The sequence below is a fragment of the Sulfolobales archaeon genome, from assembly GCA_038897115.1.
Classification (GTDB): domain Archaea; phylum Thermoproteota; class Thermoprotei_A; order Sulfolobales; family AG1; genus AG1.
In genome coordinates, this window is record JAWAXC010000043.1 from 1 (window position 1) to 18161 (window position 18161).

Here is an 18161-nt window from a genome sequence, read left to right on the forward strand (position 1 = left end):
CAAGGTAGTAGGGGTTATAAGGGCTGAGATAAGGTCGAGGATCTTCTACGATCCCCTTATGTCTGGGGTGATAACCGATCTATATGTGCTTCCAAGCTATAGAAGAAAGGGAGTGGGAGAGGCCTTGGTAACATCGCTTATAAAGGTCTTAAGGTCGAGGGGCATAGGTCTAGTATCAGCTGAGTTCCCACCAATGAATAAAATAGCTGTTGAATTCTACACAAACATGGGCTTCAAACCCCTGCTATATGTATTTTTCAAGGAGATCTAGCTAGAACTGCTCAATAACGTTAAACTCCCAGATACACTATAACTAGGGGGGCTACGATAAGGATAAGCCTACTTGAGATCTCAACAATAGCACATGCCACTGAGGATCTAGATAAGGTGGTTACCGCAATAAAGAATACTGTACCAAAGGATCTGTGGAATGAGCTTGAAAGAAACATGGAGATCTCGCCTCTCGAAGGATACTATGGCAATCCAGTCACAAGAATTGTTACAAGATTAAAGGGGAGGCAAGCGGAGAATGCTGCTAAATATATCCTCTCAAACCTAGATCAAGGGGATTTCGAGACATTAGTATTTACACTTGATAGAAGATTCGATGGGAAAGGAAGGGTTTTTATAAGGATCTCGAAGCAGGATGCCTATCTAGGTAAACTAAGAATAGCTGAAGGAGACGATATAATAAGAATAGTAATGACACTCCCAGGGATTAGAAGGGTAGAGGATGTGGAGAAGACCCTGAGATCCCTAAGAGGTGGATAGCGCCTGCCGTATGCAGACCTCCTAGTATTAGTAGATAATATTGAAAAAGAGAAGCTTATCTCGATATATAGGGTATTAGGATACAAAGCCATAGGCAGCGTTGGGATTGAGGAGGTAAAGATTGTGGAAAACATACTCATGATCCCCAGAATAGTTACTAGTGACATAAAAACCTTCAAACCTAGTAGAAGCTATTTAGTAGCGTATAAACCGTCTAAAAAGGAGCATGCTAGAAGAGCTGGTAAGGTGAAGAGAGCCTCAACTATACTATTCGATGGAAATAACATAGAGCTATGCGATGAAGAGCAGGTGGAGGTTATGAAGAGAGGATCTGCTGCACTGGAATTCCTACTAAGACCTTTACTAGATAATAATACACTACCTAAATATCTATCTATGATGAAGAGATGTATAGAGCTCGCATATAGAGAGGGAATAGATATAGTAATATCTTCTGGAGCTAAAAGCATTGAGGAGCTCTGGTCTCCAGGAGCTATATGGGTCTTAGGATCTATGATCGGCTTCAGAGACATAGCCTCAAACTGGGTAGAGGTGCTGAGAAGATGGAGGCCTGGCTTGCACTTATAATATCCATAATCTCTTTAACAATCTCCACAATATCTCTCTATATTATGGTAAAGCTTAGGAGAGAAGTATATAGAAGAGAAATCATTGGAATTAAAATTAACAGTAAAAGTACTTATAGAGAACGCGTAAAGAGATATGTAGTGTTCAGAGTGCTTAGAATAGATGATACCCCTAACTTCGAAGAGCTTGAAAACTGTTTAAAGGAGGCTGTTAAGGAGGGCCTAGGGCTTCTAGGTTCTTCAGATACCAGTGTAAAATTAATTAGATATAGAGTTGAAAGCGGCATTGGGATCCTGAGAATCGTTTCAAATAACATCTATCCAGCTATATTCTCAATATCAAGAGTAAGAAAATGTGGTGGAAAGAGGATCTTGATCTCACCCCTAAAGATCACAGGTACTATTAAGGGTGCATATAAAAAAATCTCTATTTATGAGAGTAAATATAGATGACCAAGGCATAAAAGATCCGCCTTTTTAGCATATAAGCATCCCTCATTCTAAGAGGGGGTATTGGCTACAAACACTCTTTAAATCTAGCCATTAAAATTGGAGACCAATTATATTTCTATCTGTTGTCTCAAGTCTATATTATAGCTGACATTAATCATAGTTAGCCCTCCTAAGGCTATTAGATATGCTTATACACCCTATCAACATATGAAGCTAACAACCTGCAAAGAGCTTAATAAACTATTATTATAAGGAGATAAATGATTCGAAAAGGCCTCCTATCTCCTAAGATAGATAAAAAGTGTAAATAAGTTAACCAGATAGTATTATGTATTTAAAGATAAAGCCTGATGATCGAGTGTATATATAGCTCGGCTAGGAGATAGCACGTGGTGACGTAAAATTAGATATCACTATAATTGAAAAGATAATATTTATAAACACAATATATGGATTGCTTAGAAGGACTGCCAAGCTGTAACTTGGTATAGAAATTATAGCGGATAAATACAGTATAATTGTTAGTCTATCTCCTCTAGAACCTCCATAGTAGTGTAGAGCTTTTGAGAAGCTTATAAGAGAAGATCTGAGCTCGCTTATTAGGAGAAGAGATATGGCTAGCGAAGAAGATAGAGCATATACCGCTATAACTGGGATCTTAGGAAGGGCTAGGATTAAAGCTGTGTTAAACACCGTTGCAATTATTAGTGCCAATACAGATGATCTTCTAGCTAGTATGGAACTAACTCTTACCAAAATCCCTAGATATCTTATCAACCACTATCCCCCCAGAGATCCTACTTATGATCAGCCTAGATATGCTATTTAAAACCCCACCTTCTCTAGCATCTATGCTCCAAGGCTCTATGTCAACATCTAGGAAAGATCCGTTATTATGTGTAGAAACATATATACTAACATCGGCCCCAACCCCTATGGCGTATCTATATATTAACCTCAATCTAGCGTTAACACGATCACTCTGCTCGAAAATCTCCTTCTCAACAACATCGAAGAACTCCGATTTCTCCAGGAAAGCAAGCACAACCGACACAAGATCCTTTGGCGAGTATCCCTCTATAACAGAGCTATAATTCCTAGCTGGAATTATCCTCTCTGTATAAGCCGAAGAGAAACCAGCTTTAGATCTAACTATTAATAGATGAACCACAGATCCTAGAAAAGATGTGAGAAATATTATCAGTACCCCCGGGGGAGATATAACTGCCCTATCCCCCTGAAATAGAAATACCCTCCCAATCCCATAAAGCGATACAAAGGCCAGCATTGCTAAAAGCTCTATAGAGGCTAGAGATACAAGTGGAAAAACGTTAGACATCCACGCAGTACCGCCTGATATTAATATGGCATTACTGCTAGGTGATATACGCAGCATATAGGATCTATTGAATAGGATTAATAGAGAACCAGAAGCGAGACCAGCTAAAAGTGAGTATATATACTCATTGCCTTCTTCTCCCACTCTTATATACCTAATAATCTCTGTAGAAGCGTGTTCCCTATAGCATGCTAGCTCCACCCCTAACTTTAAAAGAGTATCGTTGCTCAGGATCCCCCTGAAATCTCCTTTAAATATAACTATATTGGGGCTAACAAGATCTATCGAGTTCCCCAGAAGATCTGCTGTAACAACTACTCCACCGCTATATGTAATTTGCCTGAATATACCATCTAAGATTTCACCGAGACACGCAACCCTGCTAACCCTGCTCAGCACATCTGCGGAGAAGGGTTTTAGAGATGTGTTGAAACCCTTATCACTATAGTAGAGGATGGCATTTGGAGAGATATCCCCACTATAGAGGTTTGGAGGATATATATATGTTCTATTGTTTTCAGGACATATGCCAAGGATATCGCTCCATGATCTTTCTACAAATAAAGATGGATCAAGCGATCCACAGTCTATAGCGATTACCGAGAAGATCCTAAGGATCTTATCGCCAGCATGTATAACTATAGGCTCTCCCAGGAATACATAATAGATCTTCATGATCACTCCAGAAAGGTTCCCATCCATGTTAACCCCTTTTGGCGAATATAGAATCAACGCATCACCCGGCAAATCTACCCCTTTCTGAGCTTTCGTCATTATATAGTATGGTTCTACATGATAGGGATATGAGGCTATTAAAGCTAGCGAGGCAAGTGCTATAATTAGTAATAGATATTCCCATGAGAATATAAGTCTCTTAATATATCTCCCTATTATGATCAGCTGGGGCATTACTTGTTGCTCAACAATTGAATATTCATATCTACGGGCTTCATCACTAGAAAATCCAGATCTATATATCTTTACAAATATTATCATAGCTAGTGTTAGAACTGATATAACTACTGCTACGTGGAAGAAATCAACCAGATCCATTGTCCCACCTATATAGATCCTATAGCATTAAAAACAGTATATATAGCTATAGCTATCCCAGCACCTGCTAGAAGGGAGCTAGCTATTATCATGAGCTGTTTCTCCACACCTCCGCCAAATCTAGATACAAACCATCTTAAGAAAGATCCTAATATGAAGAGGATCCCAAGATCTGTTGTGAGGGTAAGTCCTATTATGAATGGTATTGGGGAGAAGCTTCTCCCAGTAAGTCTATCTATTATCACCAATAGCATCATAACAAGAACACCGATTACAGCTCCTGGGAGTATCGATTTTGGATCGAGCTCTCCTCTATACACAGATAGACTCCAAAGGGTATATGGTATCCATCTATCCAGAGGCATTCTCTCTGGGTTATTACCATATATGTTGATCAATAGATAGCCGTAGTATATTGTTATTAGAGAGCCTATGAGGAACGATAATGAGAATATAGAGAGTATAAAGGCAGGAGATATACCCAATATTCTTGAAGCTCTTAATATGTTAAGAGAGGAAGCGCTTAGAGAGGAGGGCATGGGAATCCCTAGATAATGATCCATATACACATAGGGAGCGAAGCCCCTATAACCAGTTAAATACATATACACAGTAGATGTGGGGTAGAACGCCTGTGATACAGTACCAGCCTCACCAGCACCCCACGATGTTATAATTATTAAAAGCGGTACTATTATTAGCATTAAAATCAAGCCGAATAAGATAAAGCTAGAACCAGGAGCCCCAGATCTTAGATAGGCTAGTATTAAGATCAGTATGAGGCCGAGTAGAAGCATAGCTAGAAGCAGTCTGGCTCTCTGACTCTCTATAATAGCTCTAGCAGTATGGGAAAGAGGGGCCCTAATACTTCTAACAACTAGAAGCATTAACGGGAAAACAGTACCAAATACTATAGAAGCTAGATACCAAGATGCTGATGTTACAAGGCTATCTGAAGAGGCTCCTGGGGATACTCTATATAAATATAGCGATGCCCCAATTGGGAGGAGAGCGAGACCTGTAACAATGCTGCCCCCACCAATGCTTATAGAGACCCTGGGGGGGAGTAAGAGGGCTATTAAGAATATTGGTAGGTCGAATGATAGGGATAGGAGAATACCATAGCCAGAGCCTGTGAATACTGGGGTGAGATCTAGGGGGCTGGGGGGCGATACTATAAGGATCATCTGGATAACAATACCGGATATAATAGCTATAGCAATTGTCCTTTTGGTTCTGAGAAGAGATACTATTTGAGTTATCATAGCCGATGCGATGCCCAAGGGATATGGAAGGTTAAGCTTATCTAAAAACACATGCCTCAATATATAGGCGAAGCCAACCCCAACTAGGCTTAGAGCTGCAAGGGCTAGATATGTGTATGGCCATTCGCAACTAAATATGTTTGGAAAACACATTTGCGTCTCTGAATAGAGCCAGCTGGGAAAGTTGCTTTCTCTATAGAAAAGCCAATAGATCTTTGATGTTAGATAATAGGTGATCAGCATGCCAGATGTTATAACAGTTGAGAAGGAAATGCCAAACGCCGTTACAGTCGCGATAAAGATCTCCCTGGGATCCACTGTCCTCCCAAGAAGAAGCCTAGCTATTACAGGAACAACCACTAAATCTATCTCAGCAACCGTATAGCCGCTGACAGCATAGCCATAGCTATCTACAAAACCCATAAATAGCCCTATTAAAACCCCTACAACTATTGGTCTCAGAATCCCTCTCACCGCTCTAGTCTCTAGAATCGTTTTAGCCTCGTATCTAGAGCCTAGAGCCATGTATTTCCCTTCCTATCCCTCCTTAGTGACTGCTACAAAGTATAAAAAATATTAATTTGAAGCATCTATATTAGAATAGTGAGACTGGGATCAAGCAAAAAATTCAGAATCTAAGCTTTAGAGTAATAAATGCTCTTCATAGTATTACACTGATAAAACTATCTATGCTTATAAGCTAAATAGGTGATAAAATATTAGAGCAAAACCGATCTACCAATATTAAAGGCAGATTGAAGGGAGAAGGAAATTGAGAATTGGTATAACCGCTAGTGGAGGAGGTCACACAGGATATGCTGTATCTATCGCACAGAGACTCTATGGAAAAGCAGAGATCATCTTCTATGTTCCAAGCGGTGATAGATGGACTATATCGAAGGTGAAAAGATACGGCGAATACATAGAAATTATAAAGCCTCGAGGACCTAATGAGGGGCTTGCTAAGCTTGTTAAAGGGCTTCCAAAGGCTATGTTCCAGAGCATTAAAGCAGTAAAAAATATCGATCTCTTTATCAGCTCAGGATCTAACCATAGTATAGCACCTGCAATAGCTGCGTGGCTTAAAAATATCCCTGTTATAAATATAGAGAGTAGTGTTAGATTCACAAAACCTAGCTCAAGCGCTAAGAACCTATCTTTGATAGCAGATCTCACGGTGCTTCAGTGGGAGGAGCAGAAGAAGATACTTCCAAAGGGCAGGGTATTCGGTCCTCTCTACGAGGCCCCAGAGCATAAGATCGAGGATAGAGGATATATCCTTGTCACAGCAGGAACCTATGGATTTAAAAGACTCTTTGACTCAATATCGGCTTTAGATCTAGAGAATGTTGTTCTTCAAACAGGCAGGGTTGATCCCTCTATATATAGAGAGAAGAGACCTAGGTGGATCGTTTTCGACTACGATCCCGACTTCTCAAGGTGGATAGCCGGAGCCTCACTAGTAATAGCACATTTAGGAAAAACAGTGATAGACTCTGCTCTCACATATAGAAAGCCAACTATAGTAGTGCCTAACCCTGAATGGAGGCTTACAGCGGGGAGTGAGGATGCGAAAATACTTGCAGAAAAGCTCGGTATATGCTATCAAGAGAATCTAGATCCAGAGGCCCTAAGAATATCTATCGATGAGTGTAGGAAGAAAGTGCCGAGGACATATGTTGATGGCGCTGAAGAGCTGGCTAGGTTTTTGCTAAATAAATATGGAAGCTAAGCCCCTATCTATTTAGCGAGGTTGCCGGATTATTGGTTAAGCTTTTAAAGGGATCCGTTGTTATGGATCTTTCGAAGCTACGTATGTTAGGGGATAGAGAGCTAATAGCTGTTATAAAGGAGCTTAACAGGCTTTCGGCTAAGGGATATAGGGTATTTGTATCTCTAGCACCATTCAATGCAAATATATTATATAGAGGGAGGGTATATAGAATGTCTATATCGCACGGCGCAATCATAATAAGTCCTAACGGGTTTGGTGATGATGTAGAGGATATATGCAAAAATATAGGAGAAGATCTGTGCTGGCAACTTTCAGAAGATGTATGGGCTGATGTAGAGGAGATTAGTTATAGATTTTCTCTAGAGAATAAATATCCATGTCCTAAGGAGTATATAGATGCTTCTATAGAGCTTGGATATATATTTTTGGAGGCTTCAGAATTACCTAGGATTATATGTATAGATGGTGAAAAATCAATATCTATAGATATGGAAAACCTTAGATCAAGGCTCCTCATAATACCAATAATAAAATCTGGTGAATATAGGAATTATATAGTAGAAAGGAGAGCAGGTTTCAGACATCCCCTCTCAATAATCCTTGGAGGAAGAGGTGTTTCATGTAGCGAACTCCTAGATCTAGAGCTTCCAAATGAGAGTACATCGATTATTAAAGATATATCGGGAAATACCCTCCTCTATGCAATAGATTCAGATATATATGTATTTGCATGTAAGCCTAACCCAAACGAGCTGCTATATAGACTTACACTGTTCTACACCTCCCCAGCTAAGAGACTTTAGATCCTACTTCTATGGAATATTGATGGGCAGATCAAATGAGCCTAATAATCGAACCAGGCTTCTATGTCTAGCATGGAGCTTATAGCTGTTCTATAGCAGTAGCTTTATTTTTTCAATCTGGCTAAAAGAGATCTTAGCCTTAAACTGCATGAGGGGCAGAAAGAGGCTCTCTTCTTATCCACTTCAGCAACGCTATTGCTAAAACTCATAACACATTCCTTATTGTTGCAGTGCTCCAAACCTAGTAGATGTCCTATCTCGTGGAGAACTTCCTTTGCTAGTCTAGCAAGATATAGGGTAAGCTTTTCATCATAGATCCTCTTGGTATATACAGCACAAACACCCTTCCTAGGATCTGCATGGCCAAAGACATAATTATAGCCATATACATATGCATCTTCCTTCACCACTCCAACAACTATCTGGCCTTTATTCTGAGAAGAGAGGTATTTAAGCACAGCCTCAGATCTATACTGCTTCCTCATATCATCATAAAGACTTTGGGGAGGGTAGAAACCCTTATCAATAAATCTAGTCTGAAACCCGAGCTCTGAATAGATCTTCTCCTCAATAGCAGATCGTTCTTCAGAAGAGCAGTAGGGAAAACATATAACATATATAGTGGAAAGGGCGTCCATCGAAGACACCAGCTATGTATCCCAATAGCTATATTGTATAGAAGGCAATTAATAGTTAGATGTCCAAATATATCTCTATTTAGCGATTAATTATATGGAGGCCGCCCCCACAGGGCCCACGGGGCAAAAGCCCTGAGGAAACACCGCCCTCCCCGCGGCACCGAGACCCCGCAAGGGGTGCGGGTAGAACCCGCGGCAACGGCACAGAAACGGCACGGCCCCACAGCAATGGCTAGGATGGGGCTAAACCCCGGAGTAGCTGTGGGGCGCGGTGAAACGGCCGTCCCTCGGGGAGCAAGGCCATACGCACCTATGAAGGCCGCGTGAGGTGCGGGTGGGCCGCTTAGCCAAATGCCCTTAGAACAGAAGGCGGGTTATGTGGGGGCGGCCTCCATATATCTGTTTAGCTTCTATTAACAAGATCCTGAGGGGTATCTTTATTTCTTCTGAGGATATTTCATCTATAGGATGTGATATGTGGAAGATCACACAGCCCGAGATCAACATAGGAGTTGTGGGCCACGTAGATCATGGGAAAACTACTTTGGTTCAAGCACTTACCGGTATCTGGACTGCTAGGCATTCGATGGAGCTGAGGAGATCTATGACTATAAAGCTTGGATATGCAGATGGCAATATAGCATATTGCGAGGGCCTTGAAGAGCCCGAGGCCTATACAACATCGAGTAGATGTCCTGATAATACTGAGTCAAAGCTGCTTAGAAGAGTATCATATGTAGACTCGCCCGGCCACGAGACCCTGATGGCTACTATGTTAAGTGGTGCAGCCCTAATGGATGGGGCCTTATTGGTAATAGCTGCTAACGAACCATGTCCACAGCCCCAGACTAGGGAGCATCTGATGGCCCTCAAACTCATAGGGATCAAAAACGTCGTTGTTATCCAGAATAAGATAGATGTTGTTAGCAAGGAAAGGGCTATTGAAAGTTATAAAGAGATCAAAAGCTTTCTCAGTGAGATGGGCTATGAGAAAGCCCCTATAATACCTGTAAGCGCCCTCCACGGGGTAAATATAGATGCTGTTTTAATGGCGATACAGAAGACAATGCCAACACCTGAGAGAAACCCCAACGCAGATCCTCTTATGTTTGTTGCGAGAAGCTTTGAGGTTAATAGGGTTGGCACATCTGTTAGAGATCTAGTTGGGGGCGTTATAGGGGGCTCTCTAATCCAGGGAGTTATAAGGGTTGGAGATGAGATCGAGATTAAACCGGGTGTAAGAATAGAGAGAGCTGATGGGAAAGCAGAGTATATACCTCTCACAACTAGAGTTACATCTATAAGATTCGGTAATACAGAGTTTAGCGAGGCAAAACCGGGAGGGCTGGTGGCCCTCGGAACCGAATTAGATCCCTTTCTAACAAAGGCGGATAAGCTAGTTGGAAACGTAGTTGGTAGAGCAGGGAGAACACCAGATCCTCTTTCTACACTTGAGATGGAATATATATTACTTGAAAGGGTTGTAGGAGCTAAGGAGATGATAGGTGTTGAGCCGATAAAGCCGAAAGAGACTATAATGCTTACCATAGGTACTAATACTACAATGGGTGTTGTGACAAAGATCTCTAAGGATCGCATGGAGGTAACCCTTACAAAGCCCTCAGTGGTGATCAAGGGGATGGGAATAGCTATTTCGAGGCAGATTAAGGGGAGATGGAGGCTTGTTGGATATGCAAAGCCCTTAATATAGATCACGCGCCAAACTTCTCCTGCCTCCCAGCAAGGTCTGCTAAGAGATATATTAGATCTGATCCCCTTATCCTTCCTATAGATCCTAGCCTAGCTGTTCTTTCAGAGAATCTGCCTAGCATATCTGGGAATATCTCCTTAGAATATATCAATAGGGGAACTGGATCGCTTGTATGCTGTCCAATCGAACTCGAGGTTGTGTGATCACCTGTTATAGCTATAACAGCTCTGTCTATGAAGTCCCTGAAGATCTCTGAGAGAGCTATGTCACACCTCTCTATAAAGGCCTTCTTATCTCTAGGCCTTCTATCATGGCTAGCTGTATCTGTACCTTTGAAGTGCAGGTAAACCAAATCATACCCCTTATCAAGCATATCCATCGCAGCTCTAACCTTAGCATTCACATCCGTATCAAGCCCCCCAGTAGCTCCTGGTGGGTGGATGACGCGGAATCCGAGGAGCTTTGTAACGCCTTTTATGAGCGCTGTTGCACTCACAGCTCCTGCCCTCTCTATATGTATTCTCTCCAACTCATAGATCTTCTTAAGCCTTGGCATTTTACCAGCACCCCTTAGAAGAACTATATTAGCTGGTTTGAGACCCATCTCGATTCTCTCTCTATTCACCTCATGATCCCTTAAAACCATGTTGATCTTCTCAGTAAGTCTATTCACAATATCTGCAGTTCTCTTCGAGGATAAATCACTATCCAGGGGGATCGAGGTTCTGACCTTCTCGCCCTCAACCCCAGGATCTGTATCGCTGACCTTATCAGATAGACCCATTCCTCTGATAACCACTGCCAGCCTATGTTCAGCGGCCTTATAGAATTCAACCCTATAGCCATCGATCTCCCTTATCTCCTTATTAAGAACCTCTACAAGCCTATCCAAACCATACTCAGATCTGCCGGCTCTTCTATCAACCACAACTAATTTCTCATCCACAGTAGCGAAGTTACCTCTAAAAGCAACATCGCCCGGCTCTAACTCTGCACCAGCACCTATAGCTTCGAAGGGACCCCTCCCAGGATATACTTTGAAGGGGTCTAAGCCGAAAAGCGCTAGATGGGCTGTGTCAGAGCCTGGTATGATACCTGGGGATATAGGATCAACAATACCTTGGGCCCCAATAGAGGCTAGCCAATCTATTGAGGGCTTATTAGCAGCCTCTAAGGGTGTTTTCCCACCTAAATCGGTAGAAGGCCTATCACCCAGCCCATCAAAGCCTATTATTAATATCTGCTTCCTCGTAGTCTCACCTCATAAACAATTGATCATCAATTTATAATCTATTGTATAGCACCAAAACTATTAGATGATGAATTCTTAAAAATCTAACATCATCTCTACTCCGAAACAGGGTATCTCTCTAAAATTAGGAAATAATGCTATTTTCCATTAATTAAGATTTTGGGATCAATGATTGGAGGGGCCGCGGCCGGGATTTGAACCCGGGACCTCGGGATATCTACCCCCGGCCATTATTAGGAGCCCACAGTCCCGCGCTCTTCCAGGCTGAGCTACCGCGGCCACCACTTCCGCAGCATATATACCCAGGCAACTTAAATCCTTATAACCTGGAAACCTATCCTTAGAGGGATATCTCCTAGATTGATCTTATAGAGAGAGGTGTCTTCATTGTTAGTAATAAAAGCCACTTAGTAGAATCATATATTGAGGTTCTAGGATTTGGATGGTTTAAGAGAATATGGAGAGATGAACCCGCTTGATAAAAAAGCTTTCGAGATCATCATGAGCCATAGCCAAAAAGGGGGTATTGTGCAGTCAGAGCTTTGGAAGATGCTGGGTGTGGATAGTAAAGAGGGATCTAAGATAGTATTGAGACTCCTTAGAAGGGGTCTTATAGCTAGAAAAGAGATCAACCATAATGGGAGAAAAACATATGTCTTGATGGTAGCGCATCATAGTGAGGAGAGAGAGATAGATATAAGCATAGATGATGTAATACATATACCATGTTTCACATGTGAATATCTATACCTAGAATGTGGAGATACTTCAAAGCTCAACCCCTCAAACTGTGTTAAAATGGATAACTTTATCAAGAGCCTGAGGAAGTAAATCCGCTATATGCTGAAATCAAAGTAATCCATATCCTTACCTAGCTTCACAGCTTCTTCGACAAGCTTCTCTGCATCAGGAGGTCTACAGTATCTAGGTACTCTAGCCACAACTATTTTAATGGATGATCTCATAAGCTCTAAAGATCTATTGAGGTAATTCTGCAACGAAGTAGTAATCACCATCGCCCCTAACTCTTTTAATACCAATGCATCCAGATCATTTGGATAGAGAGGACCTATAGAGATCATATTCCTCAACCTATTCCTCCTTATATATGCTAGCCCACTTCCACAGCCACCTATAATATGGATCTGAGGGGGTTCTCTCCCAACCATAGGTTCTAAGCTATATGTAAATGGGTTGAGGATCATGGATCCATCGCTATATATCTTCCCAAGCTCCCTAGGATCTCTCATCTCCTTCAACTCCCCACGATCTATATAATATATCTTGTCACAGAACCTCATAGCCAGGTCTACCTCATGTGTGGATAATATAACAGGGATCTCCTTAGCGATATCTGAAAGCACCTCGAAAACTATATATCTATTAAATGGATCTAGAAAGCTTGTTGGCTCATCCAAAATTAAAACCCTAGGTCTTCTAGCAATAGCCATTGCCATCATAACCCTCCTCTTCTCACCATCACTCAATAGGTTGAAGTACCTCTCTGATAGGTGGGAAACCCTAGTGATCTTCATTGCAAATTCAACAGCCTCTAGATCCTCTCTAGATGGTGTTAGCCCTATGAAGGGTGTTCTACCAAGCATCACAACATCCCTAACTCTATATAGAGGTAGGGTGGGGATTTGTGGAAGATGAATCCCTACTAGCTTGGCAAACTCCTTTATACTATAGGTAGATATATCTCTTCCATTAATCACTATAACACCCTTAATTGGCGATAAAATCCTAGCTATTGTTTTGAGAAGGGTCGTTTTACCGGAGCCATTAGGGCCTACTATACATGATAAGCCTCTACAGAATTTGGCAGAAGCTTTTACTATAGCATTGCCATTATATCCTGCTATGCATGATAATAACTCGACACATAAATCCTGTCTCTCTATATTCTCCTTCTCTACAAGATCTCTTTGCATTGTTACCACGAATACTCACCTCTTAGCCTAGCCACCATGTAGATCAAAAGGGGGGCTCCAAATATACTTGTTACTGCTGTCACAGGCACAGAGCCTCCCTGGAAGACAGCCCTTATACCTAGGCTGGTTAGAAGCGCTAGCAAGCCTCCTACTAGGCATGATGCTGGCACAAGTATCAAGCTCCTCCCAGATCTAAAGATAATCCTAGCTATATGGGGTGAGGCAAAGCCTATAAAACCTATTACCCCTACATATGCAACTGTTATAGCTGCAGATGAACCAGCTAGGAGACTTATAAACGCCCTTATAAAGCCTACATTTATCCCCAGGGATTTCGCGTACTCCTCACCAAGGATCATGGGGTCTAGATGCTTTAAAGAGAGCATTAGAGATAGTACAAGTGAGATGGTTATAGATACCATGAGAATCCTAGATCCGTTAGGATCTACACCATCGAAGCTACCCATAAGAGCTAGATATAAATAACCGGACACATCAGGGGGAAGCCTAGATAGTAGTAACAATGAGATCCCGGATGATGCAAAGCCCAAAGATATACCTACAAGGAGAAGCTGAAGCACTGTAAGCCTATAGGAGATAATGCTTAGAATAGCCGTATATACAAGGGAGGAGATCAGCACAACTATAGGAGCTAGCAGTGACATGTATATGAAGAAAGATCCTATAGCTATAGAGATATAAGCTAGAGAAACTAGAGAGAGATACGAGATCGATGCAACACCCATAACATACGGATCTCCCATAGGGTTTCTCAAGAGAAGCTGGTAGAGAAAACCTGAGAGACCTAAAAGGCATCCCGAGGCAAGGGCTCCAAGGGCTACAGGGATTCGCCTGCTATATATAATAATCTTCTCACTATCTGTAAGGGAGTTTCCCCAGATGAAATCTTTTAGGATTCTCGAAGGCTCAATATATACGGGTCCATAGAATATCAATATAAAAAATAATATAAACGTTAGTGTTAATAGTAAGAAAAACTTTGATAATATACTAAGCAATTTGCCACACTCACTCGAGCTTCTCAAAGAACTTTAGATTCCAATCCCTAAGATCCTGTAGCCCCGGATATAGGATCTTCATGAGATCCCTCATAATATCCTCAGGATAAGCTGTCCCCAGCTGCCAATACGTTGGAGCAAATACATATACCCTCTTCTCCTTAACAGCCTTTAGATCTGCGATGAAGGGCACGGCCCTTATAAGCTCCTCAACACTTTTAGGACCATAGTCCTTTGAGGTTGAATATATAAGTACATCTATGGAAGAGGATCTAGCGATTATGATCTCCTGGGAAACTGCGCCGTATGGTATATCTATAAATGCATATCTACCCCCAGCTAGATTTATAGCATCAACAACATAGCTGGATGGTGATGCAGCATATATACGTCCTCTAAATACGTTGAACCAAGCTACTATAGGTCTTTGAGACTCTGTTGGTGCCGCATTAACCATAGAAGATCTGAGGCTGTAAATGAGATTCTCAACCCGATTAAATATGGTTTCTGCACATCCATCTAGGTTATAGAAGAGGGCTAGGAACTTGATCCACTCGAATCTGCCGAGAAGAGATTGCTCGAGATATTCATTATCAACAACTACTGGAAGGCCCGCGCTCTTAAGAGATCTAAATACTGGGGAGCCTGCATAGGTATATATAACCACGAGATCTGGTTTAGACGCTACTATCTCCTCAACATTGGGGTTATCAGCCCAGCCAAAGTCTTTTAATAGGCCTCTCTCGAGCATATATGCTATCTTGGGTATATACCATGTATACATCTTACCCCACATGATCCCAAGAACAGTTTTATTAATTAGATCAACCCTACATTCTTCTTCAAGCCTTAGCAGCATAGCTACTTGGGTAGCCGACATAAGGATCACCCTTTCAACAGGGGTATAGATGATTAGCTGAGGAGAATATTTAGAAATATATGTATTTATTAGAGCCTTTTGAGACGATATAGATCTTGGGATCAGAAGAATCGTCTGTCCCTCGGCATCTCTAACAACCTTCACAGGGCCGTCATATGTAACTTGGAAGAGCCTTGCATATTTAACGGTTACATGGGGTTCGGAGGAGGCGCTGAGGATCTCGCTCAGAAAAGCTATAGATCTATTTATATCAACAACACTATTATTAAGATCTCTTAGGCTAGCCTCAATAGATCTTATAGACGCGTTTAGATACCCTATAGATGTTAGGGAGCTCTCAACAGTTCTAGAAATTCTAGAGATATCCTGTGATATATTTTGGGAAAGGCTATTTATATCACTCCTCACACTATTAATACTCTCTCCAAGCCCTCTAACCGCTGAGATCATATATACTGTAGATATTATTGAAATAGCTATTGCTATTATAACCCCTACCCCAAGGATCTTGGAGGAGCTTACCATATGGATATACCATCCATATATTGAAAAGATAGCTTAAATATATTTTTAGGTTAACCCTAAAACTTAAATTTAGGCTAACCCTAAAAAAATATGGTGAAGCTCTTGGAGAAAAACAAGATCCTACGTGTAATACCGTTCATAATATTCGTAGCAATAATAATCGAGGTATTCTACCCACTACATGTATATGGACAGCAAGAGAGGATACAGGTGGCTGTGACACACCCCATTCTCTACTCACTAGTGAAGATCTTGGGGGGAGATTATGTAGATGTGATCAATGTGATACCTCCAGGAGTAGATCCCCATGAGTATGAGCCCCCAGTCGATGTTATAAGGAGAGTAGGTTCCTCAGATATAATCTACATAGATACTCTTCACCATCTACCACTTTCAGACAGGATCTATAGTCTATATTCAGATAAAGCCATTGTCTTGCTGAATGAGATGTTTGCGAGAGGGTGGATGCCGGATAAGATCCCGGGGACTAGTGTTGATAATGTCCATGAATTCTTATTAGATGAGAGGGGGATGCTAGTAGCTATTGAAATAATTGGAGAAACCCTAGCCAATATAGCCAGTAAGAAGGGGTATTTAGAGGCACAGCTATATATTAGATCCAATATTGATCCTGTTGAGAAAATCCTTGAGGAAGCATATAACAAGGCTAGATCATCTATAGCATTATCAGGCATTAATAATGTAGCCCTGTATAGCCCCGTCCTCTACTATCTAGTAAAATCCCTCGGTATAAATGTCTCAGCAATACTAACACCTGATCCCGAGGTTGAGCCACAGCTACAGGAGCTACAGAAACTCAACACAGCTGGTGCTAAGTGTCTATTAGTATCAAGCGATATAGAGCACATAGATGCTACGAGGCTAGAGGCCTCTATAAAGCCTCTTGGGATCGAGGTTATAGATCTCAGAGTATTCTCATATGAAAACCCATGGAGCCTCCCCTTCTTACCTCTCTTAGCATCTAGCTTAATAAGCAAGTGTATCTTGAACACAAATACGGCTACATATGCTATGCCAGAACATAGCGGGGAAGGGGAAGTAACAATGCTACCCAGTATCATGTTATGGATGGTGGTAGGAATTCTGATAGGGGTATTCCTAGTCCTAATAACTATTTATAGAGGTGGGAGGAGATGATCGTATTAGAGAAGGTGAGCGCTGGCTATGGAGATCGCCTTGCTATCGAGGATATAACTTTGAGGCTTAGCCATCCATTCTTCGCAATCATTGCAGGGCCTAATGGGGCTGGTAAATCGACTCTCCTAAAAGTCATTATAGGCCTTATCAGGAGGAGATCTGGTAGGGTAAACATATTCGGGTTAGATCCCGAGGTGGATAGGAGATCTATTAGAAGCCTTGTAAGCTATATGCCCCAATCATCTGCAATAAGCCCGGAGATCCCATTGAGGGTCTGGGATATAGTCTCATCACCATTAAAACTTGAGGGTAGAGAGGATGAGGATGCCGTTAAAGAGGCGATGAGGATTGTTGGTATAGAGCGATATGCCTATGAGAAGTTCTCAAAGCTATCTGATGGGCTGAGACAAAGGGTTCTCATAGCCAGGGCACTTGTAAAGTCGTCAAAGCTTGTTCTTCTCGACGAGCCTCTCTCCCATATAGATCCTAAGGGTAGGGCTGAAATCATATCGACTCTTCATAGTATCCATAGGGAGAGGGATGTAAGCTTTCTAATAGTTGGACATGATCTATCTGCATGTGCGATGTATGATCCGCTGGTGATTCTTCTTAACAAGAGGATTATCGCCGTAGGTAGGTTCTCAGAGGTTATAAAGCCTAGGCATCTTGCAGAGACATATGGATCCCTGTTATATGGGGAGGGCTTTATATTCATGGGTGAGGAACATGGTTGATATATTGCTAATTGCAGGCTTAACCTCATCGCTGATCTCAGCATTGCTTGGGGGTGCTTCAAGTACGCTAACAACCTATACTAGAACACAATTTCTAGCAGTAGAATCCTTGCATATGGTTATAGCAGCTGGGCTTCTAGGGGGGATCGTGAGTTGGTATGTAAGGGTTATCCCTGCAGATATATTCTCCTTGATATCTATGGCACTACTCACACTATTAGTTGCATATATGATTGAGAAGGGGTATAGCCAGGATATAGCTATAGGCTTCGGTGTTGTAATAGCCTCAGCTATAGCCTCGACA

The 18161-nt window shown here is 41.7% G+C and carries 19 protein-coding genes, 1 tRNA gene and 1 other RNA gene; 12 read left to right on the top strand and 9 right to left on the bottom strand.

The annotated features are described in order from the left end of the window. The 4 genes from QXE01_06870 to QXE01_06885 form a co-directional block, all read left to right on the top strand. On the top strand, positions 1 to 271 hold a 271-nt coding region (locus QXE01_06870; protein ID MEM4970959.1), incomplete at its 5' end, for a GNAT family N-acetyltransferase. Positions 272 to 357: 86 nt separating this feature from the next. After that, the gene (locus QXE01_06875; GenBank protein ID MEM4970960.1) at positions 358 to 771 is read left to right on the top strand and encodes an RNA-binding domain-containing protein; all 414 of its coding nucleotides are present in this window, start codon (positions 358 to 360) and stop codon (positions 769 to 771) included. A 123-nt stretch (positions 772 to 894) separates the two neighbouring features. Beyond that, complete coding sequence (locus QXE01_06880) at positions 895 to 1359, top strand: hypothetical protein (GenBank protein ID MEM4970961.1); 465 nt, start codon at positions 895 to 897, stop codon at positions 1357 to 1359. Then, positions 1335 to 1811, top strand: a complete 477-nt coding sequence (locus QXE01_06885; protein MEM4970962.1) for an Rpp14/Pop5 family protein — start codon at positions 1335 to 1337, stop codon at positions 1809 to 1811. The genes QXE01_06880 and QXE01_06885 overlap by 25 nt, the downstream gene beginning before the upstream one ends. Positions 1812 to 2186: 375 nt before the next feature. Here the strand turns inward: QXE01_06885 and QXE01_06890 are convergent, their stop codons facing one another. The 3 genes from QXE01_06890 to QXE01_06900 are packed head-to-tail and all read right to left on the bottom strand — an operon-like array spanning position 2187 to position 5993. Then, complete coding sequence (locus tag QXE01_06890; GenBank protein ID MEM4970963.1) at positions 2187 to 2567, bottom strand: hypothetical protein; 381 nt, start codon at positions 2565 to 2567, stop codon at positions 2187 to 2189. Beyond that, positions 2554 to 4203 (bottom strand): hypothetical protein, encoded by a 1650-nt coding sequence (locus QXE01_06895; protein MEM4970964.1) that lies wholly within the window; start codon positions 4201 to 4203, stop codon positions 2554 to 2556. Before QXE01_06895 ends, QXE01_06890 begins: the two co-directional genes overlap by 14 nt. Positions 4204 to 4211: 8 nt before the next feature. Next, positions 4212 to 5993, bottom strand: a complete 1782-nt coding sequence (locus QXE01_06900; protein MEM4970965.1) for a hypothetical protein — start codon at positions 5991 to 5993, stop codon at positions 4212 to 4214. Between the two features lie 247 nt (positions 5994 to 6240). On the opposite strand from QXE01_06900, the gene QXE01_06905 reads away from it, so the two are divergent. Both QXE01_06905 and QXE01_06910 read left to right on the top strand, forming a co-directional pair. Then, entirely contained in the window at positions 6241 to 7200 is a 960-nt protein-coding gene (locus tag QXE01_06905) for a glycosyltransferase (protein MEM4970966.1), read from the top strand. A 32-nt stretch (positions 7201 to 7232) separates the two neighbouring features. Then, complete coding sequence (locus tag QXE01_06910) at positions 7233 to 8006, top strand: hypothetical protein (GenBank protein ID MEM4970967.1); 774 nt, start codon at positions 7233 to 7235, stop codon at positions 8004 to 8006. A 104-nt stretch (positions 8007 to 8110) separates the two neighbouring features. On the opposite strand, the gene QXE01_06915 is transcribed toward QXE01_06910, so the two are convergent. Continuing rightward, complete coding sequence (locus QXE01_06915) at positions 8111 to 8644, bottom strand: archaemetzincin family Zn-dependent metalloprotease (GenBank protein ID MEM4970968.1); 534 nt, start codon at positions 8642 to 8644, stop codon at positions 8111 to 8113. A gap of 99 nt (positions 8645 to 8743) precedes the next feature. Here QXE01_06915 and rnpB point away from each other — a divergent pair. After that, positions 8744 to 9034: RNase P RNA component (gene rnpB, locus QXE01_06920), an RNA gene on the top strand. Between the two features lie 85 nt (positions 9035 to 9119). Beyond that, positions 9120 to 10355: a translation initiation factor IF-2 subunit gamma gene (locus QXE01_06925; protein ID MEM4970969.1), complete on the top strand. Its 1236-nt coding sequence runs from the start codon at positions 9120 to 9122 to the stop codon at positions 10353 to 10355. A gap of 1 nt (position 10356) precedes the next feature. On the opposite strand, the gene QXE01_06930 is transcribed toward QXE01_06925, so the two are convergent. After that, the gene (locus QXE01_06930) at positions 10357 to 11595 is read right to left on the bottom strand and encodes a 2,3-bisphosphoglycerate-independent phosphoglycerate mutase (GenBank protein ID MEM4970970.1); all 1239 of its coding nucleotides are present in this window, start codon (positions 11593 to 11595) and stop codon (positions 10357 to 10359) included. A 191-nt stretch (positions 11596 to 11786) separates the two neighbouring features. Continuing rightward, positions 11787 to 11886 (bottom strand) — tRNA-His (locus QXE01_06935). Positions 11887 to 12045: 159 nt separating this feature from the next. Between QXE01_06935 and QXE01_06940 the strand changes: the two genes are divergently transcribed. Continuing rightward, the gene (locus tag QXE01_06940; GenBank protein MEM4970971.1) at positions 12046 to 12438 is read left to right on the top strand and encodes a MarR family transcriptional regulator; all 393 of its coding nucleotides are present in this window, start codon (positions 12046 to 12048) and stop codon (positions 12436 to 12438) included. A 5-nt stretch (positions 12439 to 12443) separates the two neighbouring features. Here the strand turns inward: QXE01_06940 and QXE01_06945 are convergent, their stop codons facing one another. The 3 genes from QXE01_06945 to QXE01_06955 are packed head-to-tail and all read right to left on the bottom strand — an operon-like array spanning position 12444 to position 15965. Further along, positions 12444 to 13541, bottom strand: a complete 1098-nt coding sequence (locus QXE01_06945) for an ABC transporter ATP-binding protein (GenBank protein MEM4970972.1) — start codon at positions 13539 to 13541, stop codon at positions 12444 to 12446. A 2-nt stretch (positions 13542 to 13543) separates the two neighbouring features. After that, positions 13544 to 14587, bottom strand: a complete 1044-nt coding sequence (locus QXE01_06950; GenBank protein MEM4970973.1) for an iron ABC transporter permease — start codon at positions 14585 to 14587, stop codon at positions 13544 to 13546. Next, complete coding sequence (locus QXE01_06955; protein ID MEM4970974.1) at positions 14571 to 15965, bottom strand: ABC transporter substrate-binding protein; 1395 nt, start codon at positions 15963 to 15965, stop codon at positions 14571 to 14573. The genes QXE01_06950 and QXE01_06955 overlap by 17 nt, the downstream gene beginning before the upstream one ends. 102 nt (positions 15966 to 16067) lie before the next feature. Between QXE01_06955 and QXE01_06960 the strand changes: the two genes are divergently transcribed. From QXE01_06960 to QXE01_06970, 3 genes are all read left to right on the top strand, one after another. Continuing rightward, positions 16068 to 17123 carry a zinc ABC transporter substrate-binding protein gene (locus QXE01_06960; GenBank protein MEM4970975.1) on the top strand — a complete coding sequence of 352 codons (1056 nt, stop codon included), beginning with the start codon at positions 16068 to 16070 and terminating at the stop codon, positions 17121 to 17123. After that, positions 17120 to 17857: a metal ABC transporter ATP-binding protein gene (locus QXE01_06965; protein MEM4970976.1), complete on the top strand. Its 738-nt coding sequence runs from the start codon at positions 17120 to 17122 to the stop codon at positions 17855 to 17857. The genes QXE01_06960 and QXE01_06965 overlap by 4 nt, the downstream gene beginning before the upstream one ends. Beyond that, positions 17850 to 18161 (top strand): hypothetical protein (locus QXE01_06970; GenBank protein MEM4970977.1); only part of this gene is annotated, 312 nt, incomplete at its 3' end. The genes QXE01_06965 and QXE01_06970, both read left to right, overlap by 8 nt.

Excerpts from the sequence above, each read along its gene's own strand:
- QXE01_06885 (MEM4970962.1), top strand. The coding sequence starts at position 1,335 with ATGGAGGCCTGGCTTGCACTTATAATATCCATAATCTCTTTAACAATC.
- QXE01_06895 (MEM4970964.1), bottom strand. The coding sequence starts at position 4,203 with ATGGATCTGGTTGATTTCTTCCACGTAGCAGTAGTTATATCAGTTCTA.
- QXE01_06900 (MEM4970965.1), bottom strand. The coding sequence starts at position 5,993 with ATGGCTCTAGGCTCTAGATACGAGGCTAAAACGATTCTAGAGACTAGA.
- QXE01_06915 (MEM4970968.1), bottom strand. The coding sequence starts at position 8,644 with ATGGACGCCCTTTCCACTATATATGTTATATGTTTTCCCTACTGCTCT.
- QXE01_06925 (MEM4970969.1), top strand. The coding sequence starts at position 9,120 with ATGTGGAAGATCACACAGCCCGAGATCAACATAGGAGTTGTGGGCCAC.
- QXE01_06945 (MEM4970972.1), bottom strand. The coding sequence starts at position 13,541 with ATGCAAAGAGATCTTGTAGAGAAGGAGAATATAGAGAGACAGGATTTA.
- QXE01_06955 (MEM4970974.1), bottom strand. The coding sequence starts at position 15,965 with ATGGTAAGCTCCTCCAAGATCCTTGGGGTAGGGGTTATAATAGCAATA.
- QXE01_06965 (MEM4970976.1), top strand. The coding sequence starts at position 17,120 with ATGATCGTATTAGAGAAGGTGAGCGCTGGCTATGGAGATCGCCTTGCT.